Consider the following 17,520-nt stretch of genomic DNA (forward strand, 5'->3'; position numbering starts at 1 on the left):
TATTTATGAGTTGGCAGCAATTAACCTCACTATCGCTAAATAATGAATGAAAATAAAAAAAGAGTTTTTGTGTTGGGTGCTGGAGCATCAAAACATGCTACAAGAAATTTGGATATTCCAATTCCTTTAGCTAGAGAATTTTTTCAGTCTAAATATGTAAACTCATTATGGAATAATAATCATTTAAAAAATTATTGCTTTTATAACACTTCACTTAACAAGTTTATTCAAGGTTTTTTTAATGTTAAATCAAAAAGAAATTTCAGTGATAAAAAATATTTCACTGAAATTAATTCTAACATAAACATAGAAGAGGTTTATTCTTTCCTTGAATTTATAGAGCAAGGCGACTATTATTTCAATGATGAAATCTTATTAGTAAATAAAGCTAAAAGGGAACTTTTAGAATTCTTATTTAGTGTTTTAGAAAATTATCATCACGAACCTTTTGACACAACATTATACAAAAACATTAGTAATTCTTTAACTGAAAATGACACTGTAATTACATATAACTGGGATTGTATTATTGAATCAATATTAAAAGAAAAACTAATTGGTAAAGAATTCATAAATAATACTCATAATTTATTAATTCCACCTCAATCAAACAACAACACTGATTTTGGTGATTACGCATTTAACAACTACCACAAGCCTTATTTTCTAAAGCTACATGGCTCTATAAATTGGTATAATTGTAAAAACAGATCTTGTGTCCGACACAGTATTCCTGCTGTTTTCGATATTGACGGAGATATGGGTGACGGGTGGACTTGTGATTATTGTGGTTCTTTTTTAAATCTAATGATAATTCCACCTCATGCGCATAAATCATACAGAACAAATCGGGTATTTTCACTACAAGCCAAAGTAGCAAGTAATAAACTTCAAAACGCTGATGAAATAATTATTATTGGATATTCTTTCCCAGATTTTGACTTTGAAGCTAATTCTCTTTTTAGGCGTGCAATAATTGAATATCAAGATTTGGAATGGTATAAAGATTCAAAAAAAATAATCATTGTAAATCCTGAAGTAAAAAACCCTTATTACATTGACAAAATCAGTAATTTATTCTCATTAAATAATAACGATAAAAAGAAAGTTTTAAAGACTTTTGAGAATATTGATGATTTCAACAATGAGTATAATTGGAAATAACTGCTGCCAACAGGAGTTTGGCAAGATTGCGAATTTTGGAGTAAATTCACGTTTATTTCTCGCAAGAATTTTTATCTTTAACAGAAAATAATCAGTTCCTAAGTTCGCAACTGCGTGAAGCGGCGGAACGTTGGCAGTAATTTTTGAAGACCGCTTATCGAATGAACACTTTTAATAAATCAATTTACAGGATACTGATAATAACTAGCGGTTTTATTATTGTTGTTATCGGTATTATATGCTTTTATTTTTGGAATATTAAAAGTAATAATGAATTTGTTTGCGGATCTATAGAACCGGAATTTGTTTGTGGAAATGCTTCAATTAACCTTTCAGAGAAAGCTAAAAAGGGTAAAGAAATATTTAATTCAAATTGCGCTGCTTGTCATAAACTTAACAAAAATATAACTGGACCAGCTTTGTCTAAAATAGATTCAACAAAACTTTGGAATTGGTTAACAGAAAAGATTACAAAAGCAGACACTACTATGTTCAGCAAAATGAAAATTGATTATCATAAAATGATGTGGAACAAATCTCTTAATGAAACTCAATTAAATGAGTTATATGAATATACAAAAAATGAATAAAAACTACTGCCAACAGCAGTTTGGCGTAATAGCTAATTTACTCATCCTTCATAATTTCCTTTCCGAAAATGTTTATATTTAACCGAAAATAATACGTTCGCTGGCTTCGCTACTAGCGCCAAGTTGCGAAACGTTAACCACCTAAACCTCAATATTCAAAAATTCCATTCTCACACTTCCGTCTTCATCAATTTTTGTTAGATTTATTTCGTGAAGTGTGTTTATTAATTCTGGATTCCAAGGTGTTTTTACTTTCACATAATTTTCTGTAAATCCGTGAATGTAACCTTCTTTATTTTCAGATTCAAAAAGAACCGTTCTGTTGGTTCCTAATTGGCTTTCGTAAAAAGCACGACGTTTTTTTACCGAAAGTCCGCGTAGCATTTTACTTCTTTTGTTTCTTACATTCATTGGAACAACACCTTCCATAATTGCCGCTTCGGTATTGTCTCTTTCTGAATAAGTAAAAACGTGCAGATAGGAAATATCCATTTCATTCAAGAAATTATAGGTTTCTAGGAAATGCTCGTCGGTTTCGCCTGGAAATCCAACAATCACATCGACACCAATACATGCGTGCGGCATAACTTGGCGAATATTGGCAACTCTGTCAGTATAAACTTCGCGTTGGTAACGACGTTTCATTTTTCCTAGAATTTCATTACTTCCGCTTTGCAACGGAATATGGAAATGTGGTACAAATGTTCGGCTTTTTGAAACAAAATCGATCGTTTCATTTTTTAGAAGATTTGGTTCTATTGATGAAATTCTCAATCTTTCGATTCCTTCTACTTCATCTAAAGCTTTTACTAAATCAAGAAAAGTGTGTTCGTGTTTTTTGTTTCCAAATTCTCCTTTTCCGTAATCTCCAATATTTACTCCTGTTAGTACAATTTCTTTAATTCCTTGTTTAGAAATATCAGAAGCGTTTTTCAATACATTTTGTAAATCATCACTTCTGGAAATTCCTCTAGCTAAAGGAATTGTACAATAAGTACATTTGTAATCACAACCATCTTGTACTTTTAAAAATGCACGAGTTCTATCTCCAATAGAATAACTTCCTACATAGAAATCGGCTTCTTCAATTTCGCAAGAATGTACTTCACCCATATCATTTTTAGACAAATCGTTTATATAATCGGTGATTTTAAATTTTTCGGTAGCTCCAAGAACTAAATCTACACCATCAACAGCGGCTAATTCTTCGGGTTTTAGTTGAGCATAACATCCAACGGCGGCAACAAATGCTTTGTCGTTGAGTTTCATTGCTTTTTTTACAATTTGCTTGAATTGCTTATCGGCATTTTCGGTTACCGAACAAGTATTGATGACATACATATCTGCAACTTCTTCAAAATCGACACGATCGAAACCTTCGTCTTGAAAATTTCTTGCAATAGTTGATGTTTCAGAGAAATTTAATTTACAACCTAAAGTGTAGAATGCTACTTTTTTTCTATTTTCCATAAGATAGCTCAATTAATGAAATCGTTGTCAAAAAATTGAGAGTGCAAAATTACATACAAATTTTGATTTTAAGAAATTCTTAAAAAATTAAACATAAGTAATTTGATTATTCTAAAGTTGGTTTGCCAATATCTTCAATGGAGTCTACAATAACTATTTCTTTTTCCCATTTTTTTTTCAAAAAAGAATAAACCAAATAACATGTTAATACACCGAAGGGAAGACCTATTAATGACATTAAAAAAGTATTGTCAAAATCAATGCTGAAATCGAAAAATAGAATGAGAAGACCTAAGATTAATCCAGCAATAAGGGTGCCCAAATAATAAGAAGCTACGCCTATTAAGCCAAAAACCCATTTTTTGTGTTTATATTCAAATGCTAAGTCAGCAAATCTTTTCCAAATAAAATAAATTAATACAAATCCTAACATAATTATTCTTTCCTCCATTTTTTAGTTTCCTCAAAAACATGCTCTAAAATCTTAGCATCTTCTTCGGTAAACTCTACATGACGGCGAGACATAACTACTTTAGCAACTTCAAAAGCTTTTTTAGTAATGTAAGTGGTAAATCCAGAAGCACCTCCCCAAGAGAAACTTGGTACAAAATTACGAGGAAAGCCAGAGCCAAAAATATTTGCACTTACACCAACAACAGTTCCCGTATTAAACATGGTATTTATTCCACATTTGCTATGATCACCCATCATTAGTCCACAAAACTGTAATCCAGTTTTAGCAAAATTTTCGGTTTCGTAACTCCATAATTTTACTTCTTCGTAGTTATTTTTTAGGTTCGAATTGTTACTGTCTGCCCCAATATTACACCATTCTCCTAAAACTGAGTTTCCTAAAAATCCATCATGTCCTTTATTTGAATAGCCAAATAAAACAGAATTGTTTACTTCTCCACCTATACGGCAATGAGGTCCAACAGTGGTAGCACCATAAACTTTAGTGGCTAATTTTACTTGTGCTTCCTCACATAAAGCAAATGGCCCACGGATAACAGAACCTTCCATTATTTCAGAGTTTTTACCAATATAAATAGGTCCTGTAGACGCATTTAAGGTTACAAATTCTAATTTTGCACCTTCTTCTATAAATATATTTTCTGGAGAAATTACATTCACACTTTTAGGAATGATTTGTGATGTCCTGTCTTGAGTTATTAATTCGAAATCTTCACGAATCGCAATGTCATTTTTTTGAAAAATATCCCAAGTATGCTCTATTGTGAAACAATCTTCATTGTATTCTATAATTTCGTAAGTCTCAAAATCAACTTCTTCTTGTGAATCTTGTGTAAAAAAAGCGATAACTTCTTCGCCTTTAAAAATTGCTTGATTTGGCTCGAGATTAGAAACCAATTCAGATAGAATTTCGTTTGGTAAAAAAGAGGCATTTATCATTACATTTTCTTCCAACTCAACCATTGGGAATTTTTCAGAAAGATATTCTTCTGTTAAGGTTGTTGTAGTCGAACCCAAATATTTTTCCCATTTTTCACGAAGGGTTAAAATTCCTACACGAATATCAGCAACTGGACGTGTAAATGTAAAAGGCAATAATGCATTGCGAACTGTTCCGTCAAAAAGTATGTAGTTCATTTTTTTTGCTTTTTGTTTTGACTAATTGATTAATTTTAATCAAAGTTACGAAGTTTTTTTAGTGTCTACCACAAAAAAAAGAGTTCTAACAAGAACTCTTTTTTATGAATAAGATAAAAAATATTATTTAGCAATATTTACCGCTCTAGTTTCTCTAATAACTGTAACTTTTACTTGACCTGGATAAGTCATCTCTGTTTGAATTTTTTGTGAGATTTCAAACGATAAGTTAGCTGCATTATCATCACTTACTTTTTCGCTTTCTACAATAACACGTAGCTCACGACCAGCTTGGATTGCATAGGCACTTTTTACTCCTGTAAACCCATAAGCAACTTCTTCTAAATCTTTTAGACGTTGTATGTATGAATCTAAAACCTGACGACGAGCACCTGGTCTTGCTCCAGAAATGGCGTCACAAACTTGAACAATAGGAGATAATAAAGATTTCATTTCTATCTCGTCATGATGCGCTCCAATAGCGTTACAAACTTCTTCTTTTTCTCCATATTTCTCTGCCCACTGCATTCCTAAAAGTGCGTGAGGTAAATCACTTTCTGCATCTGGAACTTTTCCTATATCATGAAGTAATCCAGCTCTTTTAGCTAGTTTTACATTCAATCCTAGTTCAGCCGCCATGATTCCACAAAGTTTAGAAACTTCTCGCGAGTGTTGTAATAAATTTTGTCCGTAAGAAGAACGATATTTCATACGTCCTACTACTTTTATCAATTCTGGGTGTAAACCATGAATTCCTAAATCAATTACGGTACGTTTTCCAACTTCGATAATTTCATCATCAATTTGTTTTGTAGTTTTTGCTACAACTTCTTCGATACGAGCTGGGTGAATACGACCGTCAGTTACTAATTTATGTAATGCTAAACGCGCAATTTCTCTACGAACTGGGTCAAAACAAGAAAGAATAATTGCTTCTGGAGTATCATCTACAATGATCTCGACACCAGTAGCAGCTTCAATAGCACGAATGTTACGACCTTCACGACCAATAATTCTACCTTTCACATCATCAGATTCGATGTTAAAAACAGATACACAGTTTTCTACGGCTTCTTCGGTCCCTACACGTTGTATAGTACTAATAATTATTTTTTTTGCTTCTTGTTGTGCTGTAAGTTTAGCCTCTTCAATAGTTTCTTGTATGTGAGCCATTGCTTGTGTTTTGGCTTCACCTTTTAATCCTTCAATTAATTGACTTTTAGCTTCTTCCGTAGATAGTCCTGAGATCACTTCCAGTTGTTGCAACTGACTTTTGTGCATTTTTTCTACTTCAACTTGCTTTTTTTCAAGTATTTCAATTTTTGTACTGTACTCGTTAGTTTTTGCTTCAAAATCGTCATTTATTTTTTTCGCTTTAGACAATTCTCCAGAAATTTGGGATTCTTTATCGCGAATTCTTTTTTCTACTTCAGCAACTTTACGATCACGAGTTAAAATAACTTGTTCATGCTCAGATTTTAGTTCGATAAATTTTTCTTTAGCTTGAAGAATTTTATCTTTTTTTATGTTTTCGGCTTCTAAATTCGCGTCTTTTAAGATAGATGAAGCTTCTTTTTTAGCGTTTTTTACTAAGTTTGAAACGTTATTTTTTTCTATAAATTTTGATATTCCGAATCCGCCGCCTATTCCAGCAATTGCTGAGATTATTATTGTTAAAATGTCCATATTTGTTTAAGTTTATATATAAAAAAACCTACATCAGAGGTATTGCATAAACTCGGATTGACAAGTTTTGAGCTAACTCGTTGTTCAAGCTTCCAAACTAAATTGGCTTGCTATAGTAACGATGATTTGCTCATTTTAATTTGTTAGTGTTGAGTTTATCAAATAAGTACTAATGTAGGTAGTATTTTAGTCTATGTAAAGAACGTATTATTTATCTAGATATTCGCCTAATAATTCATTTAATTTTTCAAGTTTCAGCATAGTATTTTCCTCTATTGTCGACTTGTCAATTTGTTTTTGTTCTACTTGAGAAGCAAATTGTAAGGCACACATGGCCAAAACATCTTGTTTGTCTCGCACTTCATAATTTTGTTCGAACTGCTTTATCATAGCATCAATTTTTTTAGAAGCACTTCTTAATCCTTCCTCTTGACTAGGATTTACCGTTAGCGGGTAAACTCTGTCTGCAATCGATATCTTTATTTTTAGTTTTTCACTCATTATGCTTTCTAATCAGAAAGTTGTGCAATACAATAATCTATTTCTCTAATTAATGAATTTATTTTAAGCTTTGTATCTCTTTTATATTCGTCACTACCAAGTAATGAATTTGTAATTTTTATCGAGTCAAAATTAGCTTTTATAGCTTTAATTTCTTGATTTTGATTTAAAATAAATCGTTCAGATTCTTCTAGTTTCACTGATAAAAGTCGATTTACTTCTTGTAAATCTTCCATCTTTTTTAAAAACTTTTGAAACCTAATTTCAAGAGAATCAACAATTTCTCCAATCTCACTCATTGCAATAAAAATTCATTACATAACTTCACAAAGTTACTATTCCTATTTAATTATAGCAATAACTTTCATAAAAAAAATAATATTTTATTGGTTTTAATTTATAAATCGTTTAGAATGTTAGTGTTATCAATATGTTTTAGCACAATTTTTATAAAACTATTTTGTTATATTAGCACAAATGTTTTTTTATGAGAATTTTAGTTGTTTTTTTATTTGTTTTTAATATCATTTTTGCCCAAGATAAGTACCCTAAAGATTATTTTAGCTCACCTTTAGATATTCCTTTAGCAATTGCTGGCTCTTTCGGAGAATTAAGACCAAATCACTTTCATTCTGGAATCGATTTTAGAACTCAAAAAAAAGAAGGATTTCCTGTTTATGCTACTGCCGATGGTTTTATTTCTAGAATTAAAATTTCTACTGGCGGTTATGGGAAATCTATATATATAGATCATCCCAACGGTTATACTACTGTATATGGTCACTTGCAAAGAGCCGCTGCAGGAATTCAAAGTGTTTTAAATGCTGAACATTACTCAAAAAAAAGTTATGAAATAGAGATTTTTCCTAAGCCAAATGAAATTCCTATTAAGAAAGGAGATTTAATAGCATATTCTGGTAATACGGGAAGTTCTGGTGGACCTCATTTGCATTTTGAGGTCAGAGATACTAAAACAGAAAAAATTATAAACCCTTTATTTTTTGGATATGATTCCAGTTTTATTGATACAAAGGCACCACAAATCACAGAGATTTTAGTTTACCCTTTATCTGATTCATCTCAAGTAAATGGCTCTCCAAACCCTGTGGCTATAAGTATTTCTTTACAAAAAGATGGAACTTATTTAGCTAGCAAAATTGTAGCAAGAGGCAAAATAGGATTTGGAATAAATGCCTACGATATTTCAGATAATAATTATGGTAAAAATGGAGTTTACAAACTAAATGCTTGTCTAAACGGAACGCCATACTATAACTATGAGTTTGATTCTTTTTCGTTTGATGAAACAAAACACATTAATGATTTTATAGATTATCCTAGATACAAAATTCAAAATCAACGTTTTCAGAAACTTTTTGTGGGTTATATATATGCAAATAATATTATAAAAAGCACTAAAAATAACGGAATCGTCGATGTTTCTTCAAATTTTACTATGAATTATAAAATCGTTTTACATGATTTTCATGGCAATGAAACTATTGTAAACATACCTATTTCGTTCGCTAACTTACCATTAGAACAAACTAGCCAAGTTATAAAAACGCCGTATTTTCTTAAAGCACGTAATGAGAATAGTTATACAAAAGATGGAATTTCAGTATTTATTCCAGCAAACACTTTTTATGAAGATTTTTATTTAAAGTTTGATGTAAATAATAATGAACTTTTTCTTCATGATGATTCTGTTGCTGTAAATGAAAATATGACAATCACTTTTGATATTACAAAAATTCCTGTTCCAAATAGAGAAAAAATGTTTATTGCCAATTTAGATGGTGCCAGAACAGAATATAATACAACCTTGAAAAATGATAGTTTGTTTTCTATTAAAACTAAAAAATTAGGAAAATTCTTTTTAGCGAAAGATACAATTGCACCACTTATATACAAACCTAATTTTTCTGATGGTGCAAATTTAGATAATCAGCAAACATTAAAAGTTTCTATTTCTGATGATCTTTCAGGAATTGCATCATACAATGCTTATTTAAACGGAGAATGGATTCTTATGGAATATGAAAGCAAACTAAAAAGACTAACTCATAATTTGTCTGATAATGTATATATAAACGGTAAAAATGAATTTAAAATTATTGTAAAAGATAATTTAGGAAATTCTACTACTTTTGAATCCAATTTTAATAAAACAAAATAAAAAATTTTGAAGACTAAATTCACACTACTTTTATTCATTTTTACTCTGTTTGCTTTTGCTCAAACCGCAAGAGTAAAAGGTATAATTCTTGACGAAAATAACCAACCTATTGATGGGGTAAATGTTACATTTCAAGAAAATAAAACGACTACAAATACAAATGGTTTTTACAGTTTAACGATTCCTTCCAATGTGAAATCGAACTTAAAATTTTCGCATATATCGCTAAAAGCTGCAGTAGTTTCAATAGAATTAAAATCTAATGAAGATTACGAGTTTAATATTGTTCTAAAAAATAATGTGGAACAAATAGGTGAAGTAATTATCACAAATAATAGTCGAAAAAGGGTAGAAGGTATAATCACAATTTCGCCTAAAGCAGTTAGACTAATTCCTGGAGCGAATGCAGGTGTCGAAAATATTTTGAAAACATTACCAGGTGTTTATTCTAACAACGAATTGAGCACACAATATGCAGTTCGTGGTGGAAATTATGATGAAAATTTAGTCTATGTAAATGAAGTCGAAGTTTATCGTCCTTTCTTAGTTCGCTCAGGACAACAAGAAGGCTTGAGTTTTACTAATACCGATTTGGTTCAGAATATCGATTTCTCAGCAGGTGGTTTTCAAGCAAAATATGGAGATAAATTATCATCGGTTTTAGATATAACATATCGTCGACCTACAAAATTTGGGACTTCACTCGAAGCTAGCTTCCTTGGAGGAAGTATGGCAGTAGAGACAGCGTCAAAAAACCAAAAATGGACATCAATAACAGGTGTTAGATATCGAGATAATGCACTTTTGGTTAAAAGTCAAGAAACAGAAACTAATTTTAAACCACGATTTCTAGATGTACAATCTTACATTACATTTACGCCCAATACAAAATGGCAGTTTGGATTTTTGGGTAATATTGCTCAGAATAAATATGATTATATTCCATTAACACGTCAAACAAATTTTGGAACAATTAGTGAGCCTGTAGCGCTTTTAGTTGCTTATGAAGGTCAGGAAAAAGACAGATATAATACACTTTTTGGTGCTTTTAAAACTACTTATACAGTAAATGATAATTTTAATTTGAAATTAATAACATCAGCTTACCACACTACCGAACAAGAATATTTTGATATTTTGGCTCAATATCGATTGGGAGAAGTAGACTCTAATTTAGGTTCGGATACTTTTGGAGATGTCAATTTTTCGCAAGCAATAGGTTCTCAATTAACACATGCTCGAAACGATTTAGATGCTGTAATTGTAAATACTGAACTCAAAGGGTTTCATAAAAAAAATGAAGATCAAATAGAGTGGGGAATTAAATACACTCGTGAAAGTATTCGTGATCGATTAATAGAATGGGAAGTGATAGATTCGGCTGGATTTTCTATAAATCCACCTCATATAGAACCAAGAAACGAACAACCATATAATCCATATTACGGACCACTCGTACCTTATCATAATGTGAGAGCCACAAATTATGTAAATATTTCTAGATTTTCAGGTTATGTGCAATGGAACCGACGTTCTAAATGGGGAACTAACGATATTTTTACTAATATTGGAGTTCGTGCTCATGAGTGGCAAGTAAGTGGTGAAAATATTTTAGGGAAAAGTCAAATAACATTTAGTCCTAGAGCTCAATTTGCTATAAAACCTGATTGGGATAAAGATATGTTGTTCAGGATTTCAGGCGGATTATATCATCAACCACCATTTTATAGGGAATTACGAAATGCCGATGGTCAGGTTGTTCCTAATGTAAAAGCACAACAATCGGTACACATCGTGATAGGAAATGATTATAGTTTTAAGATGTGGAACCGACCGTTTAAACTAGTTACTGAAGCGTATTATAAATCATTAACCAATGTAAATCCTTACACATTAGACAATGTGAGAATAAGATATGAAGCCGATAATAATGCTGTAGCTTATGCACAAGGATTAGATTTAAGATTAAATGGAGAGTTTGTACATGGAACAGAGTCTTGGTTAAGTTTTGGGTATCTAAAAACGGAAGAAAATATAGATAATCGTGGTTATATTGCAAGACCAACAGACCAACGATTGAAGTTTGGAATCCTATTTCAGGATTATGTGCCTAATATTCCAACATTTAAAATGTATTTAAATTTAGTTTATAATACGGGTTTGCCAGGTGGTTCGCCATCATATGCAGATCCTTACGATTACCAGCTGCGTTTGCGTGATTATCGTCGTGCTGATTTGGGTTTTTCATATGTGTTTACAGATAGAGCAAGAGCCAAAGAAGAAGGACATTGGCTTAAAAAATTTAAAGATTTATCCATCGGATTAGAGATTTTTAATATGTTTAATAACCAAAATGCTATTACAAACACTTGGGTTCGTGATGTATATACAAAATCACAATATGGTGTTCCTAATTATTTGACAACTCGTGTATTTAGTTTGAAACTGAATGTAAAGTTGTAATTTAAAAAAACCTTATATTTGATATAAATTTTTAAGTATGAAAAAGCTCTCAAAATATATTTTCCCAATACTAATCCTATTAGTAAGTTGCAAAGAAGAATCTAAAAAACCAAAGGTAATTTATGAAGATGCAAAAGCTGTTGTTGCACCTGTAAAGAAGGATTCGACGCAAATAAAAATTGCCGATTTACCCATTCAAATGGAAGGAACTAGTTTTTTAATTCACCCTATGGGAGAATATAGCATGACTGATGGAAACTCTAAATTTAATTCAGGTTCATCATCATCTTATGACAAAGATGAAAGTTTCAAGGTTTCTAATTATAATGATTACGAAATAACAGGTTATATAAGCAATTTTAAATTTCAGAAAACAGGTTCAGATTCTCTGCACTTACTAACAGAAAAACCAGTGCTTATACAAACAGTAACTTATTTAAAAACAGTTTCGGATAAAGCAAAACAACAAGTATTGGTCTATACATTAGCTGATATGGATACTAATAACGATGGAAAAATAAGTTCAAGCGATATAAAGACCATTTACTTAAGTGATATTGGCGGAAATAAATTTACTAAAATTGCTACCGATTTTCAAGAACTGATAGACTGGAATTTGATTGAATCTAACAGTCATTTGTATTTTAGAACTATCGAAGATATAAACAAAAATGGTGCTTTCGATAAGACCGACAAAGTACATTATCATTTTGTGAACTTGCAAAATAAGGATTGGAAAGTAGAAGAGTATTCGCCGATAAACTAAATATAAGAAATGAGAAAAGTTATATTGGTGTTAACAATTTGCATTTTAAGTTCCTGCTCAAAAACTAAGTCAATTACCCTTAAAGCTGAAAATGGAGAAGGACTTACAGAAAAATCTAAATTATGTATAAATGGAATTGAAATCGGTCAAATTAAAAATATAAATCTCAATAATCAAGGTCAGATAATTATAAATGCAAATATTCAAAATAATTTAAAACTGCCAATTGATACAAAATTTAATATTGAAAATTTTGGATTACTAGATCCAAAAATAATTAATATAAAACTTGGTAAGAATATAGAAATGATTGCAGAAAATGACACGGTTTTGTTATTTAATGAAAAAGAAATATTTTTAAATGATTCTGTAAATTTTAACTTCAAAAGCTTAATAGAAAAAATTACTGGAACTGATAAAAATGATTCGATTTTAAAAGAATTAAAAAAATTGAATAAAAATCTTGAAAATCAAAACAAAAGGTAATAATATAGTACTTGGCTAAAATCCTAAATCAAAATATCACTTTCTAAATCAGATTTTTCAATTTCAAAATCGAAACCTAATTGGGTTACTAATTCGATAACTAGTTTTTTGTACCAGTTTTCAGATTTTGGGTGAATATATATTTTTTCGATTAATGCATTAATATCTACATTAATTTTAAGTCCATCGTTTATCGAAATATTTTGTTCCGTAACATCGGTAATAATTCTAACTTCACGTTCGTACTGAAAACTTTTTCGTTTAAATAAGAAAGGAAAAAAATTATCATCAAACGGTATGTATTCTTTTTTGTAATCGATATAATTTACTTCTCCTATAAATTGATTTGTATGTTTTTCGGGTTGTAAAGCTTCTTTTAATCTTCCTATTGTCGATTGTATGGCTAAACCTTCTTGGTTTTTGGTAAAAATTTGCCACATTGCAAAACTCTCATATTCGTTTGTATGCCAGCTACTAATGGCAACTTTCTCGCGATGTGATTTGTAATAATCTAAAAATTCAGGATTATTTGCTGCGATTTTCTTAATTTCTTCAAAAGTAGGTTCGCTAAATGTGCCTTCGTATTGATCTTCGAACTTATCCGAACGAGACATAAACATTTTTTGCGACAATAATAAATCCAAAAATTTAGACAAGTCTAAGTATTTCCAAACGATAGTATCTGGATTTTCAGGAAGGTTAATATTGTTATGGTTTATATACATTTATCTCCATTTAGGAAATCTCATAGAATACTGACCAACTTGAAAAGCAATCATAATCCATATGACAATAAATCGGCTTAAATTATCCATTACTTTGGCCTCACCAAAAAAATATTCTGCTAAAAATATTAATGCTACAGAACCAATTATAAATAACATTCCAAAATATTCTCTTTTCATAATATTTATTTTTAAAATCTATTCAAAACTTTGCATTGTAACCAAGTTAGAATAAGTTCCGTTTAGTGCTAAAAGTTCCGTATGGGTTCCTTGTTCTACAATTTCTCCTTTTTTCATAACAATAATATTATCTGCTTTTTGAATGGTAGATAACCTATGTGCAATAACAATTGAGGTTCTGTTTTGCATCATGTTTTCTAATGCAATTTGAACAAATTTTTCACTTTCGGTGTCTAATGCTGAGGTAGCTTCGTCCAAAATCATAATTGGAGGATTTTTTAGCACAGCACGAGCAATAGATAAACGTTGTTTTTGTCCGCCAGAGAGTTTGTTTCCAGCATCTCCAATATTGGTTTCGATTCCGTTTGGCAAATTCATTACAAACTCATAAGCATTTGCAATTTTTAGTGCTTCTATAACTTCGTCATCAGTAGCATTTTCTTTACCTAAAAGAATATTGTTTTTTATTGTATCGTTAAAAAGGATTGAATCTTGAGTAACCAATCCCATCAAACCACGAAGTGATTCGAGTTTCATGTCTTTTATATCAATACCATCAATAGTTATATTTCCTTCATTTACATCGTAAAAACGAGTTAATAAATTAGCAATCGTACTTTTTCCGGAACCAGATTGTCCAACCAAAGCAATAGTTTTTCCTTTCGGAACTGTAATTGTAAAGTTCTTTAATACATTTTCTTCCTCATAACGGAAGTTGATGTTTTTAATTTCAATTTTGTCTTCAAAAGTATTTTTATCAATAGCATTTTCTTTGTTTGTTATTGTATTTTCAGTTTCTAAAACTTCAAAAACACGTTGGGCAGCAGCCAATCCATTTTTTACAGCATAAGATGCTTTAGATATCGATTTTGCTGGTGTAAGTATGTTATAAGCCAATAACATATAAACTAAAAACAAAGATCCTTCCAGTGTTTTATCAACTAAAACTAGATTTCCTCCATACCATAATAAAACTGCAATGGTAAGAATTCCCATAAATTCACTCATGGGCGAAGCTAAGTTGTTTTTGTTTCCAATACTATTTGATAATTTTAAAAGACGATTTACAGAATCTCCAAAACGCTTTTTGAATGTTCCTTCCGCATTATAGCTTTTTACTACTTTTAGTCCACTTAAACTTTCTTCAACGATAGATATTAAGTGTCCGCTTTCTTGTTGTGCAAGGGTCGATTTTGATTTTAAGTTTTTACCAATTTTAGATATTACAAAACCAGATATCGGAATAAATATAAAAACAAATAAAGTTAGTTTGACACTAATGTTAAGCATTGCAACTATTGCAAATACAATAGTAAGAGGCTCTTTTACTATTAATTCTAATATTGAAAAAAAAGAATTTTGTACTTCGCCCACGTCGCCCAACATTCTTGCCATAACGTCACCTTTTCTTTTTTCGGAATAGTAAGATAATGGTAATTCGATAATTTTGTCAAACATATTTTTTCTTAAATCACGAAGCACACCATTTTTAAGATGCATAATGTGGTAAGAAGCAAGATAATTGAATAAATTTTTGAATAAAAATGTGGTAATAACTAACCCAACTGCAAGTAATAATGCATATTGCGGACCATGCTCTCTATTAAGATTTGAAATATGGTAAAACAGTAATTCTTTGCTATAACTCGTAACGTTTGCAATACCAGTATAAATAGGTTTGTGACTTATTTCTTTGTTTGTTTTAAATAAAACTTCTAGTAACGGAAACATAGTTACCATTGATATTGTACTAAATAAAGCATACAATATATTATAAATCACATTCCAAATAATATGTGACTTATATGGTTTTGTATAAGGAATTAATTTTAAGAGGTTTGTATCCATTAGTTTAACTGCATTTCAGCAATGATATTTTTTATTTTGTTGTCTAAATGATTTTCAGCCTCGGTAACTTCCGAAACGTTTTGTATAGCGCAATTTACACTAAAATAAAATTTAATTTTAGGTTCTGTTCCGCTTGGGCGTGCACAAATTTTGCTTCCGTCTTCAAGATAGTAAATTAATACATTCGATTTGGGAATGTTTAATGTTTCGATTTCATTGGTAAATAAATTCTTGGCGGTCGAATTCTGGTAATCTTCAATAAATACCACACGTTCGCCGTTTATTTCTTTCAAAGGATTTTCACGTAAATCAACCATCATTTGTTTAATTTCGTTAGAACCTTCTATTCCTTTTTTGGTGATAGAAATTAAATGTTCTTTGTAAAAACCAAAATCGACATACATTTGAAGTAACTCTTGGTATAACGAACTTCCTTTCTCTTTGGCTTGAGCTGCAATCTCGCAAACTAAAAGTGTGGCAGCAACGGCATCTTTATCACGAACAGCATCACCCACCATAAATCCGAAACTTTCCTCACCACCACCAATAAATTTTTGGTTAGGGAAATCTTTAATGAACTTTGCAATCCATTTAAAACCAGTTAATCCAACTTTACATTCTACACCATAAGCAGAAGCTAATTCGAGCATCATTGGTGTAGAAACTATGGTTGAACCTATAAATTCTGTTCCAGTAATTTTGTTTTGTTTTTTCCATTGCTGTAACAAAAAGTGTGTCATAACAACCATGGTTTGGTTTCCGTTTAGTAAAACTAGTTTACCTTCGGTATTTCTCACGGCAACGCCTAATCTGTCAGAATCAGGATCGGTTCCTACTACTATATCAGCATTTGTTTTATCAGCCAGTGCTAATGCCATAGTAAGTGCTTCTGGTTCTTCTGGATTTGGGGATTTTACAGTTGGAAAATTCCCATCTGGAATTGCTTGTTCGGGAACAATTTGTACATTTTTGTATCCGCCTTTTTCTAAGACGTCAGGAATCAATTTTATTGAAGTTCCGTGTAAAGAAGTAAATACAATTTTTAAATTCTCTTTGGCTTCAGCAGAAGTATTAAAACTTGCATTTTCAATAGTCGAATTGATAAAAGCTTCGTCAACTTTTATGTCAATATATTCAATCAAATTTTCGTTGGCTTCAAATTTTATTTGATCATAATTCAAAGCTTCAATAACCTGAATAATATCGCCATCATAAGGAGGAACAAGTTGTCCTCCGTCTTCCCAATACACTTTGTAACCATTATATTCTGGTGGATTATGAGAGGCTGTGAGTACAATTCCAGCCTTACATCCCAAATGTTTTACTGCAAAAGATAATTCAGGAGTAGGTCTCATATCAGAAAACAAGAAAACTTTAAGTCCATTTGCTGAAAAAACATTGGCAACAACCTTTGCCAGTGTATCACTATTATGACGACAATCGTAAGCAATGGCTACTTTTATTTCTTGGTTTGGAAACGATTTATGCAAATAATCTGATAAACCTTGTGTATTTTTTCCTAACGTATATTGGTTTATTCTGTTGGTCCCAACACCCATAATACCACGCATTCCGCCGGTACCAAATTCGAGATTTTTATAAAAACTATCTTCTAATTCTTTAGGCGAAGAAGTCATCATCTCTTTAATCGTGTCTTGTGTTTTGCTGTCAAATGTTGGTGTAAGCCAAATATTTACTGCGTCTAATATGTTTTGTGGTATGTGCATTTTTTATTTTTTATGTCACTCTGAGTTTGTCGAAGAGCTTTTTTTAGGAGCTATTTCCCGCTTTACACTTCAATCTTTTCTTTTTTAAAGGAAAAAATAAAAGGATTTTCGTTTCAATCGGGGC

16 protein-coding genes and 1 other RNA gene are annotated in these 17,520 nt (G+C 31.0%); 6 read left to right on the top strand and 11 right to left on the bottom strand.

Annotated features, from left to right (window positions below):
* Positions 1–42 precede the first annotated feature (42 nt).
* Together ACKVOV_RS03600 and ACKVOV_RS03605 are read left to right on the top strand one after the other, a co-directional pair.
* Entirely contained in the window at positions 43–1,164 is a 1,122-nt protein-coding gene (locus ACKVOV_RS03600) for a hypothetical protein (protein WP_409205405.1), read from the top strand.
* Between the two features lie 161 nt (positions 1,165–1,325).
* Complete coding sequence (locus ACKVOV_RS03605; RefSeq protein WP_409205406.1) at positions 1,326–1,754, top strand: c-type cytochrome; 429 nt, start codon at positions 1,326–1,328, stop codon at positions 1,752–1,754.
* 141 nt (positions 1,755–1,895) lie between these two features.
* Here the strand turns inward: ACKVOV_RS03605 and mtaB are convergent, their stop codons facing one another.
* From mtaB to ACKVOV_RS03640, 7 genes are all read right to left on the bottom strand, one after another.
* Positions 1,896–3,224, bottom strand: a complete 1,329-nt coding sequence (mtaB, locus tag ACKVOV_RS03610) for a tRNA (N(6)-L-threonylcarbamoyladenosine(37)-C(2))-methylthiotransferase MtaB (RefSeq protein WP_409205407.1) — start codon at positions 3,222–3,224, stop codon at positions 1,896–1,898.
* A 106-nt stretch (positions 3,225–3,330) separates the two neighbouring features.
* Complete coding sequence (locus ACKVOV_RS03615; RefSeq protein ID WP_409205408.1) at positions 3,331–3,675, bottom strand: hypothetical protein; 345 nt, start codon at positions 3,673–3,675, stop codon at positions 3,331–3,333.
* Positions 3,660–4,835, bottom strand: coding sequence for a GlmU family protein (locus tag ACKVOV_RS03620; RefSeq protein WP_409205409.1), 1,176 nt, complete (start codon positions 4,833–4,835; stop codon positions 3,660–3,662). The genes ACKVOV_RS03615 and ACKVOV_RS03620 overlap by 16 nt, the downstream gene beginning before the upstream one ends.
* Before the next feature lie 123 nt (positions 4,836–4,958).
* The gene (gene rny, locus ACKVOV_RS03625; RefSeq protein WP_409205410.1) at positions 4,959–6,521 is read right to left on the bottom strand and encodes a ribonuclease Y; all 1,563 of its coding nucleotides are present in this window, start codon (positions 6,519–6,521) and stop codon (positions 4,959–4,961) included.
* A 48-nt stretch (positions 6,522–6,569) separates the two neighbouring features.
* A non-coding RNA gene (ssrS, locus tag ACKVOV_RS03630) (6S RNA) lies at positions 6,570–6,676 on the bottom strand.
* A gap of 52 nt (positions 6,677–6,728) precedes the next feature.
* Positions 6,729–7,022: a cell division protein ZapA gene (locus ACKVOV_RS03635; protein WP_409205411.1), complete on the bottom strand. Its 294-nt coding sequence runs from the start codon at positions 7,020–7,022 to the stop codon at positions 6,729–6,731.
* 8 nt (positions 7,023–7,030) lie between these two features.
* The gene (locus ACKVOV_RS03640; protein ID WP_409205412.1) at positions 7,031–7,321 is read right to left on the bottom strand and encodes a hypothetical protein; all 291 of its coding nucleotides are present in this window, start codon (positions 7,319–7,321) and stop codon (positions 7,031–7,033) included.
* Positions 7,322–7,509: 188 nt separating this feature from the next.
* Here ACKVOV_RS03640 and ACKVOV_RS03645 point away from each other — a divergent pair, with 188 nt between their 5' ends.
* From ACKVOV_RS03645 to ACKVOV_RS03660, 4 genes are read left to right on the top strand one after another with little or no spacing between them, the layout of a single operon-like run.
* Positions 7,510–9,201, top strand: coding sequence for a M23 family metallopeptidase (locus tag ACKVOV_RS03645; RefSeq protein WP_409205413.1), 1,692 nt, complete (start codon positions 7,510–7,512; stop codon positions 9,199–9,201).
* 6 nt (positions 9,202–9,207) lie between these two features.
* Positions 9,208–11,664, top strand: coding sequence for a carboxypeptidase-like regulatory domain-containing protein (locus tag ACKVOV_RS03650; protein WP_409205414.1), 2,457 nt, complete (start codon positions 9,208–9,210; stop codon positions 11,662–11,664).
* A gap of 37 nt (positions 11,665–11,701) precedes the next feature.
* Positions 11,702–12,430 carry a hypothetical protein gene (locus ACKVOV_RS03655; protein ID WP_409205415.1) on the top strand — a complete coding sequence of 243 codons (729 nt, stop codon included), beginning with the start codon at positions 11,702–11,704 and terminating at the stop codon, positions 12,428–12,430.
* Between the two features lie 9 nt (positions 12,431–12,439).
* On the top strand, positions 12,440–12,916 hold the full coding sequence (locus tag ACKVOV_RS03660; protein ID WP_409205416.1) for an MlaD family protein: 477 nt from the start codon (positions 12,440–12,442) through the stop codon (positions 12,914–12,916).
* Positions 12,917–12,939: 23 nt separating this feature from the next.
* Here ACKVOV_RS03660 and ACKVOV_RS03665 read toward each other — a convergent pair whose 3' ends face one another.
* The 4 genes from ACKVOV_RS03665 to ACKVOV_RS03680 are packed head-to-tail and all read right to left on the bottom strand — an operon-like array spanning position 12,940 to position 17,396.
* Complete coding sequence (locus tag ACKVOV_RS03665; protein WP_409205417.1) at positions 12,940–13,641, bottom strand: hypothetical protein; 702 nt, start codon at positions 13,639–13,641, stop codon at positions 12,940–12,942.
* Positions 13,642–13,821, bottom strand: a complete 180-nt coding sequence (locus ACKVOV_RS03670; RefSeq protein ID WP_409205418.1) for a hypothetical protein — start codon at positions 13,819–13,821, stop codon at positions 13,642–13,644.
* Positions 13,822–13,839: 18 nt separating this feature from the next.
* The gene (locus ACKVOV_RS03675) at positions 13,840–15,669 is read right to left on the bottom strand and encodes an ABC transporter ATP-binding protein (protein WP_409205419.1); all 1,830 of its coding nucleotides are present in this window, start codon (positions 15,667–15,669) and stop codon (positions 13,840–13,842) included.
* The gene (locus ACKVOV_RS03680) at positions 15,669–17,396 is read right to left on the bottom strand and encodes a phospho-sugar mutase (RefSeq protein WP_409205420.1); all 1,728 of its coding nucleotides are present in this window, start codon (positions 17,394–17,396) and stop codon (positions 15,669–15,671) included. Before ACKVOV_RS03680 ends, ACKVOV_RS03675 begins: the two co-directional genes overlap by 1 nt.
* Positions 17,397–17,520 lie beyond the last annotated feature (124 nt).

The sequence above is a fragment of the Flavobacterium sp. genome (assembly GCF_046153165.1).
GTDB lineage: Bacteria > Bacteroidota > Bacteroidia > Flavobacteriales > Flavobacteriaceae > Flavobacterium.